Source organism: Nocardia sp. NPDC023852, assembly GCF_040639505.1.
In the GTDB taxonomy this organism is placed as follows: domain Bacteria; phylum Actinomycetota; class Actinomycetes; order Mycobacteriales; family Mycobacteriaceae; genus Nocardia.
In genome coordinates this window covers 40,795-58,075 of the sequence record NZ_JBFAAB010000033.1, presented here as the reverse complement: position 1 = coordinate 58,075, position 17,281 = coordinate 40,795, and the positions used below count along the sequence as shown (strand labels likewise).

General features: G+C 67.4%; 15 protein-coding genes. 7 read left to right on the top strand and 8 right to left on the bottom strand.

The window, feature by feature from the left end; genetic code table 11:
* Positions 1-95: 95 nt before the first annotated feature.
* Entirely contained in the window at positions 96-464 is a 369-nt protein-coding gene (locus AB0H00_RS28845) for an Rv2175c family DNA-binding protein (RefSeq protein ID WP_357272424.1), read from the bottom strand.
* A 148-nt stretch (positions 465-612) separates the two neighbouring features.
* On the opposite strand from AB0H00_RS28845, the gene pknB reads away from it, so the two are divergent.
* Entirely contained in the window at positions 613-2,571 is a 1,959-nt protein-coding gene (pknB, locus tag AB0H00_RS28840; RefSeq protein ID WP_357272422.1) for a Stk1 family PASTA domain-containing Ser/Thr kinase, read from the top strand.
* A gap of 168 nt (positions 2,572-2,739) precedes the next feature.
* Here pknB and AB0H00_RS28835 read toward each other — a convergent pair whose 3' ends face one another.
* The gene (locus tag AB0H00_RS28835) at positions 2,740-4,125 is read right to left on the bottom strand and encodes a class II 3-deoxy-7-phosphoheptulonate synthase (RefSeq protein WP_357272420.1); all 1,386 of its coding nucleotides are present in this window, start codon (positions 4,123-4,125) and stop codon (positions 2,740-2,742) included.
* Positions 4,126-4,352: 227 nt separating this feature from the next.
* On the opposite strand from AB0H00_RS28835, the gene AB0H00_RS28830 reads away from it, so the two are divergent.
* Entirely contained in the window at positions 4,353-4,853 is a 501-nt protein-coding gene (locus tag AB0H00_RS28830) for a polyadenylate-specific 3'-exoribonuclease AS (protein ID WP_357272418.1), read from the top strand.
* 66 nt (positions 4,854-4,919) lie between these two features.
* Here AB0H00_RS28830 and AB0H00_RS28825 read toward each other — a convergent pair whose 3' ends face one another.
* The 4 genes from AB0H00_RS28825 to AB0H00_RS28810 form a co-directional block, all read right to left on the bottom strand.
* Complete coding sequence (locus tag AB0H00_RS28825; protein WP_357272415.1) at positions 4,920-6,536, bottom strand: cytochrome bc complex cytochrome b subunit; 1,617 nt, start codon at positions 6,534-6,536, stop codon at positions 4,920-4,922.
* The gene (locus tag AB0H00_RS28820; RefSeq protein WP_357272437.1) at positions 6,533-7,708 is read right to left on the bottom strand and encodes a ubiquinol-cytochrome c reductase iron-sulfur subunit; all 1,176 of its coding nucleotides are present in this window, start codon (positions 7,706-7,708) and stop codon (positions 6,533-6,535) included. The genes AB0H00_RS28825 and AB0H00_RS28820 overlap by 4 nt, the downstream gene beginning before the upstream one ends.
* A 168-nt stretch (positions 7,709-7,876) precedes the next feature.
* Positions 7,877-8,740, bottom strand: coding sequence for a cytochrome c (locus tag AB0H00_RS28815; RefSeq protein ID WP_357272413.1), 864 nt, complete (start codon positions 8,738-8,740; stop codon positions 7,877-7,879).
* Positions 8,741-8,801: 61 nt separating this feature from the next.
* Positions 8,802-9,413: a heme-copper oxidase subunit III gene (locus AB0H00_RS28810; protein WP_357272412.1), complete on the bottom strand. Its 612-nt coding sequence runs from the start codon at positions 9,411-9,413 to the stop codon at positions 8,802-8,804.
* 176 nt (positions 9,414-9,589) lie between these two features.
* On the opposite strand from AB0H00_RS28810, the gene AB0H00_RS28805 reads away from it, so the two are divergent.
* The gene (locus tag AB0H00_RS28805; RefSeq protein WP_357272410.1) at positions 9,590-10,021 is read left to right on the top strand and encodes a hypothetical protein; all 432 of its coding nucleotides are present in this window, start codon (positions 9,590-9,592) and stop codon (positions 10,019-10,021) included.
* A gap of 65 nt (positions 10,022-10,086) precedes the next feature.
* A complete protein-coding gene (gene trpD, locus AB0H00_RS28800; RefSeq protein ID WP_357272408.1) occupies positions 10,087-11,148 on the top strand; it encodes an anthranilate phosphoribosyltransferase in 1,062 nt (353 codons plus the stop codon).
* 153 nt (positions 11,149-11,301) lie between these two features.
* Here trpD and AB0H00_RS28795 read toward each other — a convergent pair whose 3' ends face one another.
* Positions 11,302-11,577: an Lrp/AsnC ligand binding domain-containing protein gene (locus AB0H00_RS28795; protein ID WP_357272405.1), complete on the bottom strand. Its 276-nt coding sequence runs from the start codon at positions 11,575-11,577 to the stop codon at positions 11,302-11,304.
* Positions 11,578-11,582: 5 nt separating this feature from the next.
* Positions 11,583-13,436: a DEDD exonuclease domain-containing protein gene (locus AB0H00_RS28790; RefSeq protein ID WP_357272403.1), complete on the bottom strand. Its 1,854-nt coding sequence runs from the start codon at positions 13,434-13,436 to the stop codon at positions 11,583-11,585.
* A gap of 594 nt (positions 13,437-14,030) precedes the next feature.
* On the opposite strand from AB0H00_RS28790, the gene AB0H00_RS28785 reads away from it, so the two are divergent.
* The 3 genes from AB0H00_RS28785 (at position 14,031) to AB0H00_RS28775 (ending at position 17,118) form a co-directional block, all read left to right on the top strand.
* Positions 14,031-14,603: a C40 family peptidase gene (locus tag AB0H00_RS28785; protein WP_357272401.1), complete on the top strand. Its 573-nt coding sequence runs from the start codon at positions 14,031-14,033 to the stop codon at positions 14,601-14,603.
* 219 nt (positions 14,604-14,822) lie between these two features.
* The gene (locus AB0H00_RS28780) at positions 14,823-15,887 is read left to right on the top strand and encodes an NlpC/P60 family protein (RefSeq protein ID WP_357272399.1); all 1,065 of its coding nucleotides are present in this window, start codon (positions 14,823-14,825) and stop codon (positions 15,885-15,887) included.
* Between the two features lie 226 nt (positions 15,888-16,113).
* Positions 16,114-17,118 (top strand): hypothetical protein, encoded by a 1,005-nt coding sequence (locus tag AB0H00_RS28775; RefSeq protein WP_357272435.1) that lies wholly within the window; start codon positions 16,114-16,116, stop codon positions 17,116-17,118.
* Positions 17,119-17,281: the final 163 nt, after the last annotated feature.

Sequence of the window (17,281 nt, the reverse complement as noted above, 5' to 3'; positions counted from 1 at the left end):
CGACCGCCGCTGGCGACTTCGTCGCGGAAGCGGCGGTCGCTCGGACGCGAGCCACAAGGGGGCCGCGAACACGCCGCGCCCGCGCGGCCAAAGACTCAGAACGGGTCGGCCGCCGCCCGTCGCAGCACTTCCCTGGCGAGAGGGCCGTGTAGGGCATCGATCGGCTTGCCCGGCAGGCTTTCGTCCTCGGTGAAGATCCATTCCAGGATCTCCTCGTCGGTGTACTTGGCGTCGCGCATCACAGTGATCAGGCCGGGCAGCGGCTTCACCACCGCGCCGGTGTCGTCGAAGAATCGCTCGGGGACGCCCGCCACGCCGCCTCTGCGGACGGCGATGAGCTGGTGGTCACGCAGCATCTGATGCACCCGGGTCACCACGAGTCCGAGTCGGTCGGCCACCTCGGGCAGCGGCACCAAGGCCACCGACTGCGGAAGGACGTCATCACTGCAGGGGAATGCACTCACCCGGACAACGGTAGACGGTTCCTGGTCGCCCGTCGTGAGACACCCAGGGCGGTTAGGTCGATACCATCGTGAGTGCCGCACGGGGCGGCTGATCGCTTGTCGCAGGTACGCGAGGGGTGAGAGCTTTGCGAAAGCCGGAGGACATCACTTGATCGGCCAGATGCTGGAAGGGCGCTATCGGATTGATGCGCCGATCGCCCGCGGCGGAATGTCGATGGTGTTCCGTGGGGTCGACACCCGCCTGGACCGCCCGGTCGCCATCAAGGTGATGGACCCGAAGTTCGCGGGCGATCCCCAGTTCCTGTCACGCTTCGAGTTCGAGGCGCGCGCCGTCGCCAAACTCAAGCATTCTTCGCTGGTCGCGGTGTACGACCAGGGCATCGACGGCGACCACCCCTTCCTGATCATGGAGTTGGTCGAGGGTGGCACGCTGCGCGAGCTGCTGCGCGAACGCGGGCCGATGCCGCCGCACGCGGTGCGCGCCGTCGCCGAACCGGTGCTCGCGGCGATCGGTGTCGCGCACTCCGCCGGGCTGGTGCATCGCGACGTCAAGCCGGAGAATGTGCTGATCTCCGATGCGGGAGAGGTGAAAATCGCCGACTTCGGCTTGGTACGCGCGGTCGCGGCGGCCAATACCACCTCGGCGAGCGTCATTCTGGGCACCGCCGCCTACCTGTCCCCGGAGCAGGTCACCAGCGGCACCGCCGATTCACGCAGCGACGTGTACTCGTTCGGTCTGCTGATCTTCGAAATGCTCACCGGCCAGGTCCCGTTCACGGGCGACACCTCGCTGTCGGTGGCCTACCAGCGTATCGAGAACGACGTGCCGAGCCCGAGCCGATTCATCGCCGGAGTACCGCCGGAGTTCGACGAGCTGGTCGCCAAGGCCACCGCGCGCGAGCCCGCGCACCGGTTCGCCGACGCGAACGAGATGGCCGCCGCGTTGCGGCACATCGGCGCGGAGTTGCAACTGCCTGCCTACCGGGTGCCCGCGCCGCAGGAGTCCGCCGAGCATCTCAGCGCCAGCTACCGGGCCGTGCCGCCGGATGGTCAGCCGGCCGGGGCGCATGCGTTCGAGCCGTACACACCGCGGCCCGTGCAGCACACAAAAGTGGTTACCGCGCAGCGGCCCCGACTCGACTATGGTCGGCCGGACGGCTACGACCAGCCGCAGCCGGTGCGCCAAGCACATCCCGTGCCGCCGTATTCGGCTTACGGCAACGAACTCGGCAAGTCGCGCCGCATGGTGTGGCTGTGGGTGGCGATCGTCACGATCCTCACGCTGCTGGTAGGTATCGGCGGGTGGTGGCTCGGCATCGGCCGTTACTCGGCGGTCCCGCCGGTCGCCGGGCTGGACACCGACAAGGCGGTTGCCGCACTCCGGGACGCCGGTTTCGACACCGAGATACGGCAGAAGGCGTCGGACACGATCCCCGTCGGCGGCGTGGTCGGCAGTGATCCGTCGGCGGGGTCGAAAGTCACCAAGGGGTCGACGGTCGCGGTCCTGGTCTCCAACGGCAAACCCAGGGTTCCGGATATCCAACCGGGTGACGAGGTGTCGAAGGTCAACCAGTTGATCCGAGATGCCGGGCTACAGCCGATCGACGCCGGTGAGGAATCCAACACCGCCCCCAAAGGCACCCTCGCCAGACTCGATCCGAAGCCGGGGACCGTGCTCCCGCTCGGCGCGCAGGTGAAGGTGTTCCGCAGCAAAGGGTCGAAGCCGGTGCGCGTGCCCGACGTGCGTGGCCGCCCCACCGCGGAAGCGGTGAAGATGCTCACGGCGTCCGGAATCACCGTGCGCGAGAACCGGAGTCAGTTCGATCGCACGGTCGAGGCCGATCACGTTATCGGCACCGATCCCGCGGCGGGGACGACGGTGCAGTCGGGCGACGGCGTCGCCCTGCTCGTCTCCAACGCGCTGAAGATGCCAAGTGTGCTCGGCACGAGCGTCGGCGATGCTCGTTCCCGTCTGGAAGGTATGGGATTGCAGGTGCAGGTCAGCCAGCTCGCGCGGTCGGATTCGTCGGTGGTGATCTCGCAGGCACCCGCTATCGGCGCCAACCTCGAGGCGGGCAGCACCGTCTCTCTGGTCGCGCTCCCCTGATCCGTCGATACCGGGCACAACCAAGGTCGGACAGCCGGAACGGCATGGCCGCTGACGCGGGACGCACGTCGCCCCGCAGACCGGCGGACGCCGCGGCCACGAAAGGGACCTGCCGATACAGGGCGCGAACCTCTGTTCATCGGATGCGACCGGTGCGCCGACCACGGCTCAGCGCAGCATCTCCGCGACGAGGAAGGCCAGCTCCAGGGACTGCTGGGTGTTCAGGCGTGGGTCGCAGGCGGTCTCGTAGCGGCCGGAGAGATCCAGGTCGGAGATGTCCTGGGCGCCTCCGAGGCATTCGGTGACGTCTTCGCCGGTGAGCTCGATGTGCATGCCGCCGGGATGCGTGCCCAGCGCGTGGTGCACCTCGAAGAAGCCCTGCACCTCGTCGACGATGCGGTCGAAGTGACGGGTCTTGAAGCCGGTGGAGGCCTCGTGGGTGTTGCCGTGCATCGGGTCGCACTGCCAGATCACCTGGTGGCCGGTGGCCTGCACCTTCTCGATGATGGGCGGCAGCACGTCGCGCACCTTGGTGTTGCCCATCCGGGACACGATGGTCAGCCTGCCCGGCTCGTTGTTCGGGTCCAGCCGCTCGACGTACTCCACCGCCTGCTCCGGCGTGGTGGTCGGGCCGATCTTCAGACCGATCGGGTTGGCTATCAGCTCCGCGAACGCGATGTGCGCACCGTCTAGTTGGCGGGTGCGCTCACCGATCCACAGGAAGTGCGCGGACAGGTCGTAGAGCACCGGCTCACCGATCGCGTTCTCGCTCAGGCGCAGCATCGCGCGCTCGTAGTCGAGCACGAGTGCCTCGTGGCTTGCGTAAATGCGGGCCGACTTCAGACTCGGATCGGTCACCCGGCAGGCGGTCATAAAGGCCAGGCCGCGGTCGATCTCCGCGGCCAGCGCCTCGTAGCGCGCGCCCGCGGGCGACTTGGCTACGAAGTCGCGGTTCCAGTCGTGGACCTTGTGCAGGTCGGCCATGCCGGCGCCGGTGAGCGCGCGAACCAGATTCATCGCGGCGCTCGCGTTGGCGTAGGCGCGGACCAGGCGCGACGGGTCGTGCTCGCGCATCGCCGCGTCGGCGGCCAGCGAGTTCACCATGTCGCCGCGGTAGGACCTGAGGCCGAGGGCGTCGATGTCCGAGGAACGCGGCTTGGCGTACTGCCCTGCGATGCGGGCCACTTTCACCACCGGCAGGCTCGCGCCGTAGGTGAGCACGACTGCCATCTGCAGCAGGGTGCGGATGTTGCCGCGGATGTGCGGCTCGGTGTTGTCGGCGAACGTCTCCGCGCAGTCACCGCCCTGCATGAGGAATGCCTCGCCACGGGCGACCTGGGCCAGCTGCTCGCGCAGCTCCTCCACCTCGGCGGGCACGCAGATCGGCGGCACGCTCTCCAGCACGGTCCGCATCTGGGCCGCCTGCTCCGGATCCCAGGACGGCTGCTGCAGCGCGGTGCGTGCCAGCGTGTCGTCCAACCGCCTGCGCAGCTCAGCGGGCAGCGGCGGCAGTTCCGGTAGGCGATCGATGGGTACGTCGACGGTCCAGTTCACAGGTCCCAGAATACGGACCGTCCGGATCGGAGAGGTACCCAGTACCAGGGCTGGAATCACCCCACCCGAGGGTGGAGTGATTCCGTACCCATGTGTGGTAACCACCGATGGACCCGACGTAAGGTGACGCATCGTGCCGTGCACCGATCTGGAGAGCGACCGTCGGTCGCCATGCCGTCCGCGTGCCGCCGAATTCTTGCCGGCAAAATATCAGAGAGGCAGCTTGCTTGAGGTATTTCTATGACTGCGAATTCATCGAGGATGGTAGGACCATCGATCTGATCTCCATCGGCTTCGTCTGCGAGGACGGCCGGGAGTACTACGCCGTGTCCACCGCATTCGATCCGGGTCGCGCTGGCCCATGGGTACGCAAATACGTTCTGCCGCAGCTACCTCCGCCGTCGTCGCCGCTCTGGCGCAGCAGGCAGCAGATCCGCGACGACCTGTACGAGTTCCTGCTGCCACGACCGAGCATCCAGCCGGAGCTGTGGGCCTGGGTCGCGGCCTACGACCACGTGGCGCTGTGCCAGCTGTGGGGTTCCATGGTCGACCTTCCCACCGCGCTGCCGCGCTATACCAACGAGCTGCGTCAGCACTGGGAGGCGCACGGCCGTCCCGAACTCCCGCCGGTCCCCCCGGACGCGCACGACGCGCTGGCTGACGCCCGGCACAATCTGGCCAAGTTCGAGGCCATCGAGGCGGCCCGCCGCTCGGCGCCACGCCTGTGACACCCACATCGTGATACGCGACGGCCCCGAGTCGGTTTCGACTCGGGGCCGTCGTGCGCAGGCGAGTCAGTGGCCGTTGCCGTTCGCCTTCTCCTGAGCCTTCTGCAGCACCTTCAGCTGCCTGTGCTCTTCCTCGTGTTCGATCTCGAAGTGCTTCTCGCTCTCCTGCCACGGGTCCGCGCGCAGGAAGCTACCCGTGCCCGGCTTGCCCGCCGCACCCAACTTGCTCATCTTCTTCGGCACCGGGGCACCCTGATACTCCAGCGGAATCGGATGGCCGTGCTCGTCGACCGGGCCGAGCGGCTGGTGCACCTCGATGTACTCGCCGTGCGGAAGACGCTTGATCACGCCGGTCTCGATGCCGTGCTCGAGCACCGCACGATCACTGCGCTGCAGGCCGATGCAGAACCGGTAGGTAAGGAAGTATGCGATCGGCGGCGCGATCAGCAGGCCGATGCGGCCGATCCAGGTTGTCGCGTTCAGCGAGATGTCGAACTTCAGCGCGACAATGTCGTTGACGCACGAGAGCGTGAGTACCACGTAGAACGCGATGGACATGGCGCCGATGGCGGTGCGCACCGGCACGTCGCGGGGACGCTGCAGCAGGTTGTGGTGCGCGCTGGTGTCGCCGGTGAGCCGTTTCTCGATCCATGGGTAGGCGATCAACACGGTGAACACCAACCCCATGATCAACGCGACCCAGAACACGGCGGGCACCGTGTAGCGACCCAGATACAGCTCCCATGGCGGCATCAGACGCGCCAGACCGTCGGTCCACATCATGTAGAAGTCCGGCTGCGATCCCGCCGACACCTGCGACGGGTTGTACGGGCCGAGGTTCCAGATCGGATTGATCTGCAACACCCCGCCCATGATGCCGACGATTCCGAGGGTGAAGGCGAAGAACGCACCCTGATCCGCGGCGAACACCGGCACGATACGGGCGCCGACCACATTGTTCTCGGTGCGTCCAGGCCCGGGGAACTGGGTGTGCTTCTGGTACCAGACCAGCGCCACATGCGCGGCGATCAACGCCAGGATGATGCCAGGGAACAGCAGCACATGCGCGATGTAGAGGCGCGGGATGATGATCTCGCCCGGGAAGTCACCGCCGAAGATCAGCCAATGCATCCATGTGCCGATGATCGGAATACTCATCGTGATACCGCCGAACGCCGCACGCAGACCGGTGCCGGACAGCAGATCATCCGGCAGCGAGTAGCCGAAGAACCCCTCGAACATCGCCAAGATCAACAACAGCGATCCGATCACCCAGTTCGCCTCCCGCGGCTTGCGGAACGCGCCGGTGAAGAAGATGCGGAACAGATGGATGATGATCGACGCCGCGAACAGCAGCGCGGCCCAATGGTGGACCTGGCGGACGAACAGACCACCACGCACCTCGAAGGTGATGTCCAACGCGGTCTCGTATGCGCGCGACATGGTCACGCCACGCAGCGGCTGGTAGGCCCCGTTGTAGACCACCTCGCTCATCGACGGATCGAAGAACAAGGTGAGATACACACCCGACAGCAACAAGATGATGAAGCTGTAGAGCGCGATCTCACCCAGCAGGAACGACCAATGGGTCGGGAAGACCTTGTTGATCGACCGCTTCAGAAACGCGGCGGCGACATACCGTTCGTCCGCCTCGTTGGCTTGGGCTGCCACAGAAGGACTCATGAGCGACGCTCCCAGTAGGCCGGGCCGAGCGGCTCGATGAAGTCGCCGTTGGCGACCAGGAAGCCCTCAGCGTTGACGGTGATCGGCAGCTGCGGAAGTGCGCGAGCGGCGGGACCGAAGACCGGCTTACCCCATTCGGTCGCCGAGAACTGCGACTGGTGGCAGGGGCAGAGGATCTTGTTGGTCTGCTGTTCGAACAGCGAGGTCGGGCAGCCGAGGTGGGTGCAGATCTTCGAGTAGGCGAAGTAGTCGCCGTAGTTGAAGCTCTCCTGACCCTTGCGCTTGATCGCCTTCTGCGCGTCTTCGGTACGCAGGCGGATCAGCATGACGGCGTTGCGGATACCGCGCAGCGACTGCAGAGTCGCGTGCTCGTCGCCACGCCACTTCTCCTTCCAAGGGAACACCGTTTCCATGGCGCCCGCGTCCAGATCCTCGGGACGCACCAGAACGATATCCTCCGGGCGACCGGTGTCGCGGCGGATGAAGACGGTCTCGCCCGGGTAGTCCGGCGTCCAGCCCGAGACCCACAGCGGCGACTTATCGCCCTTGGCCCACGGGTTCTTGATCATGCCACCGACGAATACCAGCAGCGCGCCGATGCCCAGCACGCCCACGCCGGCGCCCGCGGTGCGGGTGATCATCTTGCGGCGACCAAGGGTCGAGGTGTCCAGTGCGTCTTGCAGCTCAGCGACCAGGGTCCGCCGCTCGACCTCGGGCGATGGACCGTCATGCCGGTCCTGGATGGACAGCTCCGCCGGGATGAACAGCTTGCGGATCAGCACCACCGCGACGCCGATGACCAGCACCGAGATACCGAAGCTGAGCCCGACCAGCGGGGTGAACAGGGAGTAGAGCCCGTGGCCCTCTTCTTCCTTGCCCTTGAACTCCCACGGCCAGAAGAGGAACACGCCGACCAGCACGGCCGCCGCGATGCCGGAGACGGCGAACCAGAAGGTCACCGCACGCTCGGCGCGCTTCTCCGCACGGGTGCCCGGGATCGGGAAGCGCTCTCGCCGGTAGGCGACATCTACACCGTCGCGCGCGGTACCGAGCGCGACCAGCTCGTCGCGCGACATCGCGTCCAGTTCCGCCTCGGTCGGCTCCGCCGGAGTGGCGTGCGCCGACTGCTCGTTCGACGGCTCAGCGTCGTGGCCCTCATCCGGCCGACCCATGTCGTCTCGCTCCTTTTCGCTCATGCCTCCACCTCGCTAACGCTCGGCTCCGCCATGACCGAGAACTCGGCTGTGTTCATTGTTCGCTCGCTCATGCCTCCACCTCGCTGCGCTCGGCTCCAGCATGCGCGAAGCGCGCTGTGCCGACGATTCGCTCGCTGCGCTCGCTCATGACCTCGATCCGATCCACATCGCGGCGCCGACGACGAGGGTGATGCCGACCACCCAGATGGCCAGACCCTCGGTCGCGGGACCGAAACCGCCCAGATCCCAACCGCCTGGGCTGTGCTCCTCGGTCGCGTTTTTTACGTAGGCAACGATGTCGCGCTTCTCCTCCGGGCTCAGCTGACGGTCGGAGAACTTCGGCATGTTCTGTGGACCGGTGAGCATCGCGGCGTAGATCTGCTGCTCGCTGGCGGGCTCCAGCGGCGGCGCGAATTTACCGGAGGACAGCGCACCGCCGCGTCCGGTGAAGTTGTGGCAGGACGCGCAGTTCATCCGGAACAGCTCGGAGCCACGGGCGACGTCCGGGCCACGCAGCGATTCCTGCGCGATTTCACCGTTCGCGTCGCGGATGACGGTCGGGCCGCCGCCGTTGGCCGCCACGTACGCGCTCAGTGCGTCGGTCTGGTGCGCGTCGAACTTCGGTGGCTTGCGCTGCGCCTGGGCCTCGTTACGGGCCATCGGCATGCGTCCGGAGGACACCTGGAAGTAGACGGCCGCCTCGCCGACGCCGATCAGGCTGGGACCGCGGTCCGTCACACCCTGCAGGTTCGCGCCGTGGCAGGTGATGCAGGAGGTGTCGTAGAGCTGCTGGCCCTCGCGGATCAGCGCGGACTGGTCCTCCTTCGCGGTCGCGCGCTGTGGGTCCGGCGTCAGCGCCGATGCCAGAAAGCCGGCTCCGACGAGGCCCACCAGCAACGCAAGCCCGCCCGCGATGCGACGGCGAACGCGGCGCTGCCTGCGCGTCTTGCTGGCCTCGCCGTTCCCGGGGCTCGCGGGCTCTGGCGCTGACGGGGGAGATGAACTCATCTGTGTCCCTTTGGAGTAGACGGAACCGACTTGTGCAGAAGCTTGCTGGGTCTCGCCCGGCTCAGCGGACGAAGTAGATCGTGGCGAACAGCCCGATCCACACGATGTCGACGAAGTGCCAGTAGTACGAGACGACGATCGCCGCGGTGGCCTGCGCGGGAGTGAACTTACTGACCTTGGTGCGGAGCAGCAGGAACACGAATGCGATCAGACCACCGATGACGTGGAGACCGTGGAAGCCGGTGGTGATGTAGAACACCGACCCGTAGGCGCTGCCGGCGATCGAGGTGCCCTCGTGGACCAGGTTCATGTACTCGTAGCCTTGGCCACCGACGAAGAACGCGCCCATGATCAGCGTGATGACATACCAGCGACGCAGGCCGAACACGTCGCCCCGCTCCGCGGCGAACACGCCCATCTGGCAGGTGAAGGACGACGCGACCAGCACGGCTGTGACCGGCACGGCGAGCTTCAGGTTCAGCTCGGTCGGTTCCGGCGGCCAGTTTCCGTTCGCCTGCGCGCGCGCGACAAAATACATCGCGAACAGGCCTGCGAAGAACATCAGCTCGCTCGACAGCCAGATGATGGTACCGACGCTGACCATGTTGGGCCGGTTCAGCGAGTGCACACGCTGGGTAATGGCCGATCCTGGGGTCCCTACTGCGGTCGTCACGGGGGTAAGTATGACTCGTCGTAGTACGACAGGAGTAGCCGGGTGCGAAACTGGCCGCTCCTTGTCGGAAAACGCACGGACAGACAGGCTCTCGACCAGGCATCGGCGTACATCGCCGGGTCGCGGCCGGACGGACGCATCGCCAGCATGGCAGGTGAGAGTAAGGAAAAGCTGAGATGGAGGCACCTGTGGGACCACGACCGTGGCGGCGGATCTTCGGGCGAGGCAAGCCAGCGACACTGGACCCGAACCAGGCCGATCTGGTGGTGGTGGCGTCCAGTTTCGACGACGCGGAGGCGTGTTCGGCAGCGCTGGAGCGAGCGACCGCGCTGGCGTCGGACGCACCTGCGGTGTTGCGGCACCATCTGCGCATCCCACCCCGGCACGTCGAGACCGTCTGCGTGATCGCCGCCCAAGACGGATACGCGCCCGCGCCGCAGGTCGGCGGGCCGGGCACCGACGAACTCGAGACGCTGATCCTGCAGCGAGTCCAACTGCTCGACGCGCTGCACTGCGCGCAGGAGCGCTCGCGCATGGCCGGTCTCGCCCAACGTTACGACGGGACCACCGACGGCTGGGACGCTCTGCAACCGAACCCCCGCCCATAACCGGTCGCGGACTAGGCTGCTTCCCGACAAACTGGTGCGCGAACCAGTGTGACGGGAGATGTGGAATGAGCGTGCGCAGCTGGCCCCAGGTGCTCGGAACCCTCGCCGACGGTGGCGACCTGGCCGCGGACGACACGGCATGGGCGATGAACGAGATCATGTCCGACAACGCCACCACCGCACAGATCGCCGCGTTCGGCGTCGCCATGAAGATCAAGGGCCCGACGCCCACGGAGCTGACCGGCCTGGCCACGGGCATGCTCGAGCACGCCCGCCTGGTGCACATCGAGGGCGACGCGGTCGACATCGTCGGGACCGGGGGCGACCGCTCCGGCTCGGTGAACATCTCCACGATGTCCTCGATCGTCGTCGCCTCGGCCGGGATTCCCGTGGTCAAGCACGGCAACCGGGCTGCATCGTCGAAGAGCGGCGGCGCCGACGTGCTGGAGGCCCTGGGTGTGCGACTCGCGCTCGGACCGGAGGCGGTAGCGCGCTGCGTGCGGGAGGTCGGCATCGGGTTCTGTTTCGCGCCGGTGTTCCATCCCGCCCTGCGATTCGCGGGCGCGGCGCGCAGCCAGATCGGCATCCCCACCGTGTTCAACGTGCTCGGCCCACTCACCAACCCGGCGCAGCCGCGGGCCGGGCTGGTCGGCTGCGCGTTCGCCGAGCTGCTCCCGGTGATCGCGGGCGTGTTCGCCGAACGCGGCGCGAGCGCGCTGGTGGTCCGGGGTAACGACGGGCTGGACGAGATCACCACCTCCGACACCACCACCGCTTGGGTGGTCTCCGGCGGACAGATCCGCGAGACGACTATCGACCCTGCCCGCATCGGTATCCCCCGCGTCGAGCTGGACGCGCTGCGCGGCGGCGATGCCGAGGTGAACGCGGGCGTCGCCCGCGACGTGCTCGCGGGCCGCAGCGGCGCGGTCCGCGATGCCGTGCTGCTGAACTCGGCTGCCGCGATCGTGGCCTACGACTGGTCCCGTGGCGCAGGCACCTACGAGGCGGACCTGCACGCCGCGCTCGCCGCAGGGATGGAACGCGCCGCCGAGGCGATCGACACCGGCAAGTCGGCCGCCCTGCTCGATCGCTGGGTGAAGCTGACACAGACGCTCGGCGATAGCTGAGACCTCGCCCTCCTCTCGCATCGGTGTCCAGCCAGCCTCGTCACTACGACTCGCCCCGAACGCTCTGGCAATGTGGCCGCCGTACCGCATCGGACGAGCACACCTTCTTTCCGGCCGAGAGCGTGCGGCTCGACAACTGATCCGCCGGTGGGACTATTCCCCGAGCGAGAAGCCCGCCTCCACCTCGGCACGCGAGTAGGACTTGAACGCGATGTGGGTCGTGGTACGCAAAACGCCAGGGGTCTTGTCGATCCGATCGGTCACCACCTCGGCGATCTGCTCGTGGTCGCGCACCCGCACGAGCGCGATCAGGTCCACGTCACCCGCGCATGAGTAGACCTCGGTGACGCCCTCGGTGTCCGCGACCGCCTGCGCGGTCTCGGGGATGCGGCCGTTATCGGCGTGAATCAAGACGATCGCGGTAATCATGGTGCTCAGCCTAAGCGGTCGAGGTAGGCCTGCTCGCTGGGTTGGGCACGCGCCGCGTCGGCAAGTGCGGCCCAGCCCAGCCACCGCGCCGCGCTGTACATCTCCTCGTGGTACCCCTCGGTGGTGCGCACGATCCGCACCCCCGGCCGCGCCAGCCAGCGCACGATCAAGGCCACTTCTTCCGGTGCGGCGCCGCGCAGCGGAGGAGCATTCGCGGGCGAGCTGGGCGCCGAGACCTGCCCGAGTCCGGTGATCCCCGCGGAAGGCTGCGTGGCGCGGCGAGCAGACGCCTCGTCGAGCTCGACATTGACGAAATCCCCCGTGGGAACAACTGTTTCAGCGGTGGCAACAATCTGCTCCACAAGCGGCATCGGCGGAACGCCACGCGGTGCGGTACCGGAACCCGCAAGGCGTCCGTAGCGGATGACGGCGAACTCCCAACCGCCGTTGCCGTCCGGATGCGCCGCGATCAGCTCGGCGACGCGCGCCACCACTGCGAGCCGCTGGGTGCGGTGCAGCGCGCGCACCACCGTGACGACGCGGTCCCGCAAGCGCGCAGCCGCCTCGAAAAGCTCCGCGTCCGAATGGCGATCGAGGCGATCGAGGACAGACCGCAGCGGTGCGTCGGAACGCCCGGCGAACAACGCGCGCACCGCCGCGGCGGCGGGAGCGTATTCCGCCGCATCGAGCCACCTCCCCTCCGAGCCCGCCGGGCACCCACCGACGAGCGCGGGCGGGCAGTCGTGGACCCCGCGCCGAGACAGCCGCGTTGTGCAGGTGCGCAGACCGGTGAACTCGGCGACGGTCACCCCGAGCTCCGTGGCCTCGTTACGAGAGGTGAACGGCCCCAGCGCATCCCGGTTCGGATCCCGGACCACCGAAAACCGGGGAAATGGCTCGTCGGTCAAGGTGAGCCACCACGCCCGCTTCGGGAACTTCGACTTCCGGTTGTACGGCGGGGTGTGCGCGATCAGCAGTCGCAGCTCCCGCACCCCCGCCTCGAGCGCGTGCGCGCATACGACGTGGTCGACCCGAACCGCCAGCGACACCATCTCTTTCATCCGCCCCCTGGTCTCCGAACCGGTGAAATAGTTGCGGACGCGACGGCGCAGGTTCACCGCCGTCCCTATATAGAGGACTTCGTCGGAAGGGCCGCGAAACAGGTACACACCAGGGGCCGCGGGTAGACCACCGGCGAGGAAGCGCTTGGAGCGCTGCTGGGGGGTGACGCCGGGGAGATAGTCGAGCAACTCGGTGAGGCTGTGCACACCCTGGTTGCCGACGCGGCCGATCAGCGCGTGCAGCACGTCGACAGTCGCGCGGGCGTCGTCCAAGGCACGGTGGGTCGGCTGAGTGGTGGCGCCGAGCAACCGGGCCAACGAACTCAGCCGTACCGAGGGCGCCTCGTCGCGGCCGAGCACCCGCCGGGCCAGCTTCACCGTGCACAACACCTGCGCGACGGGCCAGGGAGTGTCGCACTGAGCCGCGGCGGCGCGCAAGAACGCCATATCGAACCGCGCGTTGTGCGCGACGAGTACGGCCCCCGCGGCGAACTCCAGGAAGCCGGGCAGGATTGCCTCGATCCGGGGCGCGGCGTAGACCATCGCGGTGGTGATACCTGTGACGTGTACGACCGCGGGCGGAATCTCGCGTCCCGGGTTGACCAACGTCGCGAACTCGCCTAGCACCTCGCCACCGCGCACCTTCACCGCTCCGATCTCGGTGATGCCATCGGCGCCGGGGCTGGTCCCGGTGGTCTCCAGGTCCACGACCACGAAGGTGGTGCTGTAGAGCGGTGTGTCGAGATCGTCGAACGCCAACTGCTGTGCGGTGGCCTTGCGCGGCGCGGGGTCGGACACGGCGTGCAGCGTAGAGCCCCGGTACGACAGGAACAGGCACACGATGGACACCGTGAAATGTCGAATTACTCCATGGTGATTTCACCCAGTTACCCGCTAAATGATCTAGAGATGCTGCAAAGTGATACAGATCACATTGTAGATAAATATGTATCAGATGCCCGGGCGTGTACAGCTGCGCACGTGCAGCCTCCCCCTACTGCAGAAGGCGGTTGCGGCGCACCGGCGCCCGAGCGGGCGACCACCCCGCAGTTGCCATCGAATATGCGGCATTGAACTGCGGAAATAGTAAATGGCGCGACACCGAACGGCAGCCGCTCCCGCCGGGTCGCCACCAAAGTGGCGACACGACCACTTTCCGATATCGCACTGTCGTTATCTTTCCGTGATTGCTGGGACATATCTCACACCAATTAGCCGCGAAATAAGGCGATCGTCCGCGTTTCGGATTCCGATGGCTTTACAAACCACCGTGATGCGTTCGTAATCTTTTCGAGACCTCACGGAGTCCGTCGCACCGAGTCGGTGCGGCCCCGACGAAGTCCGCGGCACCACCGGGTGCGGCGTCGTGAGGCAGATTGGGAGTACCGCATCATGACGACCAACACCGTCAAGCGACAGGCTCAGCGTGCCGTTGCCGCCGGGGCCGTCGGCGCTGCCACCATCGGCGCGTTTCTTTTGCCCGCCACCCCCGCGTCGGCCCAGCCGGTGACCATCCCCGGCGTGGGAACCATCGAGGTCCCGAACGAGATCCAGATTCCTCAGGGGATCCCGGGCCTTCAGCTGCCGGCTCCGGCTCCGCTCCCGTTCTTCGCCCCCAAGACGTCGGCCGGTGAGGTCGCCCTCGACGCCGCCATGAGCAAGGTCGGCGCCCCGTACGTCTACGGCGCCGCGGGCCCCGACGCATTCGACTGCTCCGGCCTGGTGCAGTGGTCCTACCGACAGGCGGGCATGGAGCTGCCGCGCACCAGCGGCGCGCAGCTCGCCTCAGGTGCCCCGGTGTCGCTCGACGACCTGCAGCGAGGTGACGTGGTCTCGTTCTACGGCGGCGGTCACTCCGGCCTGTACGCCGGTGACGGCAACATCGTGCACGCGTCCACCTCCGGAACGCCTGTGCAGGTCGCGCCGATCTCCTCGATGCCCGTAGCCGGCGCCCGTCGTTACTGAGAAACCGCTGATCGGGCCTTGCGTAGCGCCCCGGGAGCCAGGACGGGCGTGTGATCGTTTCGTTCTCTACTGGACATCGACCTGCGCCGTTCCGTAATCTAACCGAGACCTTCCCTCGATTACCCCGGGGTCGAGCATCGCAAACCTCCGGCATCGACGAAAGGCTCTGCGTCGGTTTCACGAGAGATCGCTTCACGAGAGAACGGGGCACCGCGGGCTGTGGCTGGACATCACCGGGGACATCGCACGAAACGTCTGGCGGCAGCCACCCTTGCGGCAGGGGCCCTGGCCACCGCCCTCTGCGGTGGCGGTCCTGCCGGAGCGGATCCGGTCGCACTACCCGCGACGGCCACCGACGCCGTCCAGCAGATGATCGACCTGTCTCACCAATCCGAGCAGCTCAACCAGCAGGCCCTCGGCGCGCAGGCCGACCTCGACGCGAAGCTCGCCGTCCAGCGCGACGCCGACGCCAAGCTCGACGCCAGCACCGACATGGTCAACCGCGCCCGCGACGAGGTACGCAGGTATCAGCCTGTCGTCGACCGCACCGCGATCGCCGCCTATCAGGGCGCACGCACCAACCGGCTGTTCGCGGTGCTGGTCAGTGACTCCCCCCAGCAGCTGCTCGACCAGATGTCCACGCTGGACGTGCTGTCCGCGCAAACCTCCGAGCAGCTCGACCATTACAAGAAAGCCACCGACGCCGCCCACGCGGCCGAAACGACCGCCCGTTCCGCCGCCGACGCCGCCCACGCGGCCGCCGAGAAGGCCGACGCGGTGCGCGTCGATCTGGAACGCAAGCGCAGCGACCTGGGCGGCGCCATCGCCCAGGTGGTGCAGGCGTGGGGCGCGCTGTCCACCAAGGACAAGTCGGCACTGGCCGGCTCGCCGTTCCCCCCCGGTTTCGACCGCGACACGTTGTTGCAGGGCCTCGTCCCCGGCAGTGGCACCAGCGCGCTGGCCGCCGGGCTCACCCGTGTCGGCGACCCCTATGTCTGGGGCGCCACCGGCCCGAGCCAGTTCGACTGCTCCGGCCTCGTCCAATGGGCGTTCAAACAAGTCGGAAAGAACGTGCCGCGCACCAGCTCCCAGCAGGCTGCCTTTGGCACACCTGTCGCCGAGAAGGATCTGCAGCCCGGCGACGTCGTATTCTTCTACTCCGACATCTCGCACGTCGGCATCTACGCGGGCAACGGCCTCATGCTGCACGCCTCCACCTTCGGCGTCCCGGTCGCCGTAGCGCCAATGAGCTCGACACCATTCCATTCGGCTCGGCGATACTAGATGCCGTGAGCGAGCGTCAGCGAGTGAACCGTGGGCACAGCCGAGCATCGCTCGGTCACGACGGAGCCGAGCGTCAGCGAGGCGCAGTCGTGAGCGAGCGTCAGCGAGTGAACCGTGGGCACAGCCGAGCATCGCTCGGTCACGACGGAGCCGAGCGTCAGCGAGGCGCAGTTCTCATTGAGCCGGGCAGTCGACGCGACGCACCACACAGCGAGTCGTGAGTGGCATGCGGCGGCTGCGCGACTGGTGGTCGGCGCGGCGGCGATTCGAATTCTGTCTCACCGTCGGGATGGTGGTGCTGCTGACCGTGGTCTGCGTCGCGCTGCTCATGCTGCCGAACTCGTCGCTGCCGAAGCTGCGGGCGGCGCATCCGGCCACGACCGACACCGTGGGGCAGGTCGCGGCCGCTGATCCGCGGCTGGCCGAAGTGCGCCGCATCGTCGAACCGTTCGGACCGGTTGTCGCCCTCCCGGTGCCGACCGGCGACGGACAGCAGTCCCTGGTTGTCGGCCATCCTGCCCAGCGGATCGAAATCGACATCCTGGAGCGCGAACTCGCCGGCGCCACCACCGCGGTTACCGACGTATGGGGCCCGGACTGGGCACAATCCGCGCTGGTGGTTGTCGCATCCTCCCCCTCGGAATTCGCCGCCCTGGTTCGCGCGGGCAGCCTCTTGTCCTCTGAGGTCGCCGCTGTGTCGGTCGCCGACCCGGTCACGCCGGGTACCCGACCCACCGGCCAACGGGTCGTCTTCGGCCCCGACACGGGCCGACGCCTGGATTCTGAAGGTCTCACGACCCTGTTGCGCCATGAACTCACCCACGTCGCGGCCCGCGCTCAGACCGTCGACGGCGCACCTCTGTGGATGCTGGAGGGATTCGCCGACTACACCGCCTACCACGGCCGGGGTCATCGCTTCGCCGAGGTCGCTCCCACCCTCACCGCGCACGCCAGCGCCGGCGATCTTCCGCAGGACCTCCCGGCCGACGCCGAATTCTCCGGCCCCTACGCCGCCTTCGCCTATGAAAAGGCCTGGTCCGTCTGCGCCTTCGTCGCCGAAAAGTACGATCAGCCCCACCTGGTACAGCTCTACCACCGAATCGCCGCGGCCAAGCAGGACACCACCGCCGAAGACCGCATCCTGCGCGAAGTTCTCGGCACCACCCGCGCCGACTTCATCACCGACTGGCGCTCCTGGCTTCACGCCGGAACAACTGACCCGCCGACCTGAGGCCTTGCGTCCAAGCGGCCGAAGCGCGACACAGCCGCCAGGAGCTCTGCTGCGCCGTGGGTGAGGAAAATTCGCTGCGTGTGGCGGTTGAGTGGGTGATTGCGAGACCTGGCATTCCCCCGTTCGCGGCCCGGCTCGCGTCCGAGCGGCCACCGCGTCCGCG

Coding starts and splice junctions, on each gene's coding strand:
- AB0H00_RS28795 (WP_357272405.1), bottom strand. CDS start 11,577: ATGATTACCGCGATCGTCTTGATTCACGCCGATAACGGCCGCATCCCC.
- AB0H00_RS28785 (WP_357272401.1), top strand. CDS start 14,031: ATGACGACCAACACCGTCAAGCGACAGGCTCAGCGTGCCGTTGCCGCC.
- AB0H00_RS28820 (WP_357272437.1), bottom strand. CDS start 7,708: ATGGGTCGGCCGGATGAGGGCCACGACGCTGAGCCGTCGAACGAGCAG.
- AB0H00_RS28805 (WP_357272410.1), top strand. CDS start 9,590: ATGGAGGCACCTGTGGGACCACGACCGTGGCGGCGGATCTTCGGGCGA.
- AB0H00_RS28775 (WP_357272435.1), top strand. CDS start 16,114: ATGCGGCGGCTGCGCGACTGGTGGTCGGCGCGGCGGCGATTCGAATTC.
- AB0H00_RS28815 (WP_357272413.1), bottom strand. CDS start 8,740: ATGAGTTCATCTCCCCCGTCAGCGCCAGAGCCCGCGAGCCCCGGGAAC.
- trpD (WP_357272408.1), top strand. CDS start 10,087: ATGAGCGTGCGCAGCTGGCCCCAGGTGCTCGGAACCCTCGCCGACGGT.
- AB0H00_RS28825 (WP_357272415.1), bottom strand. CDS start 6,536: ATGAGTCCTTCTGTGGCAGCCCAAGCCAACGAGGCGGACGAACGGTAT.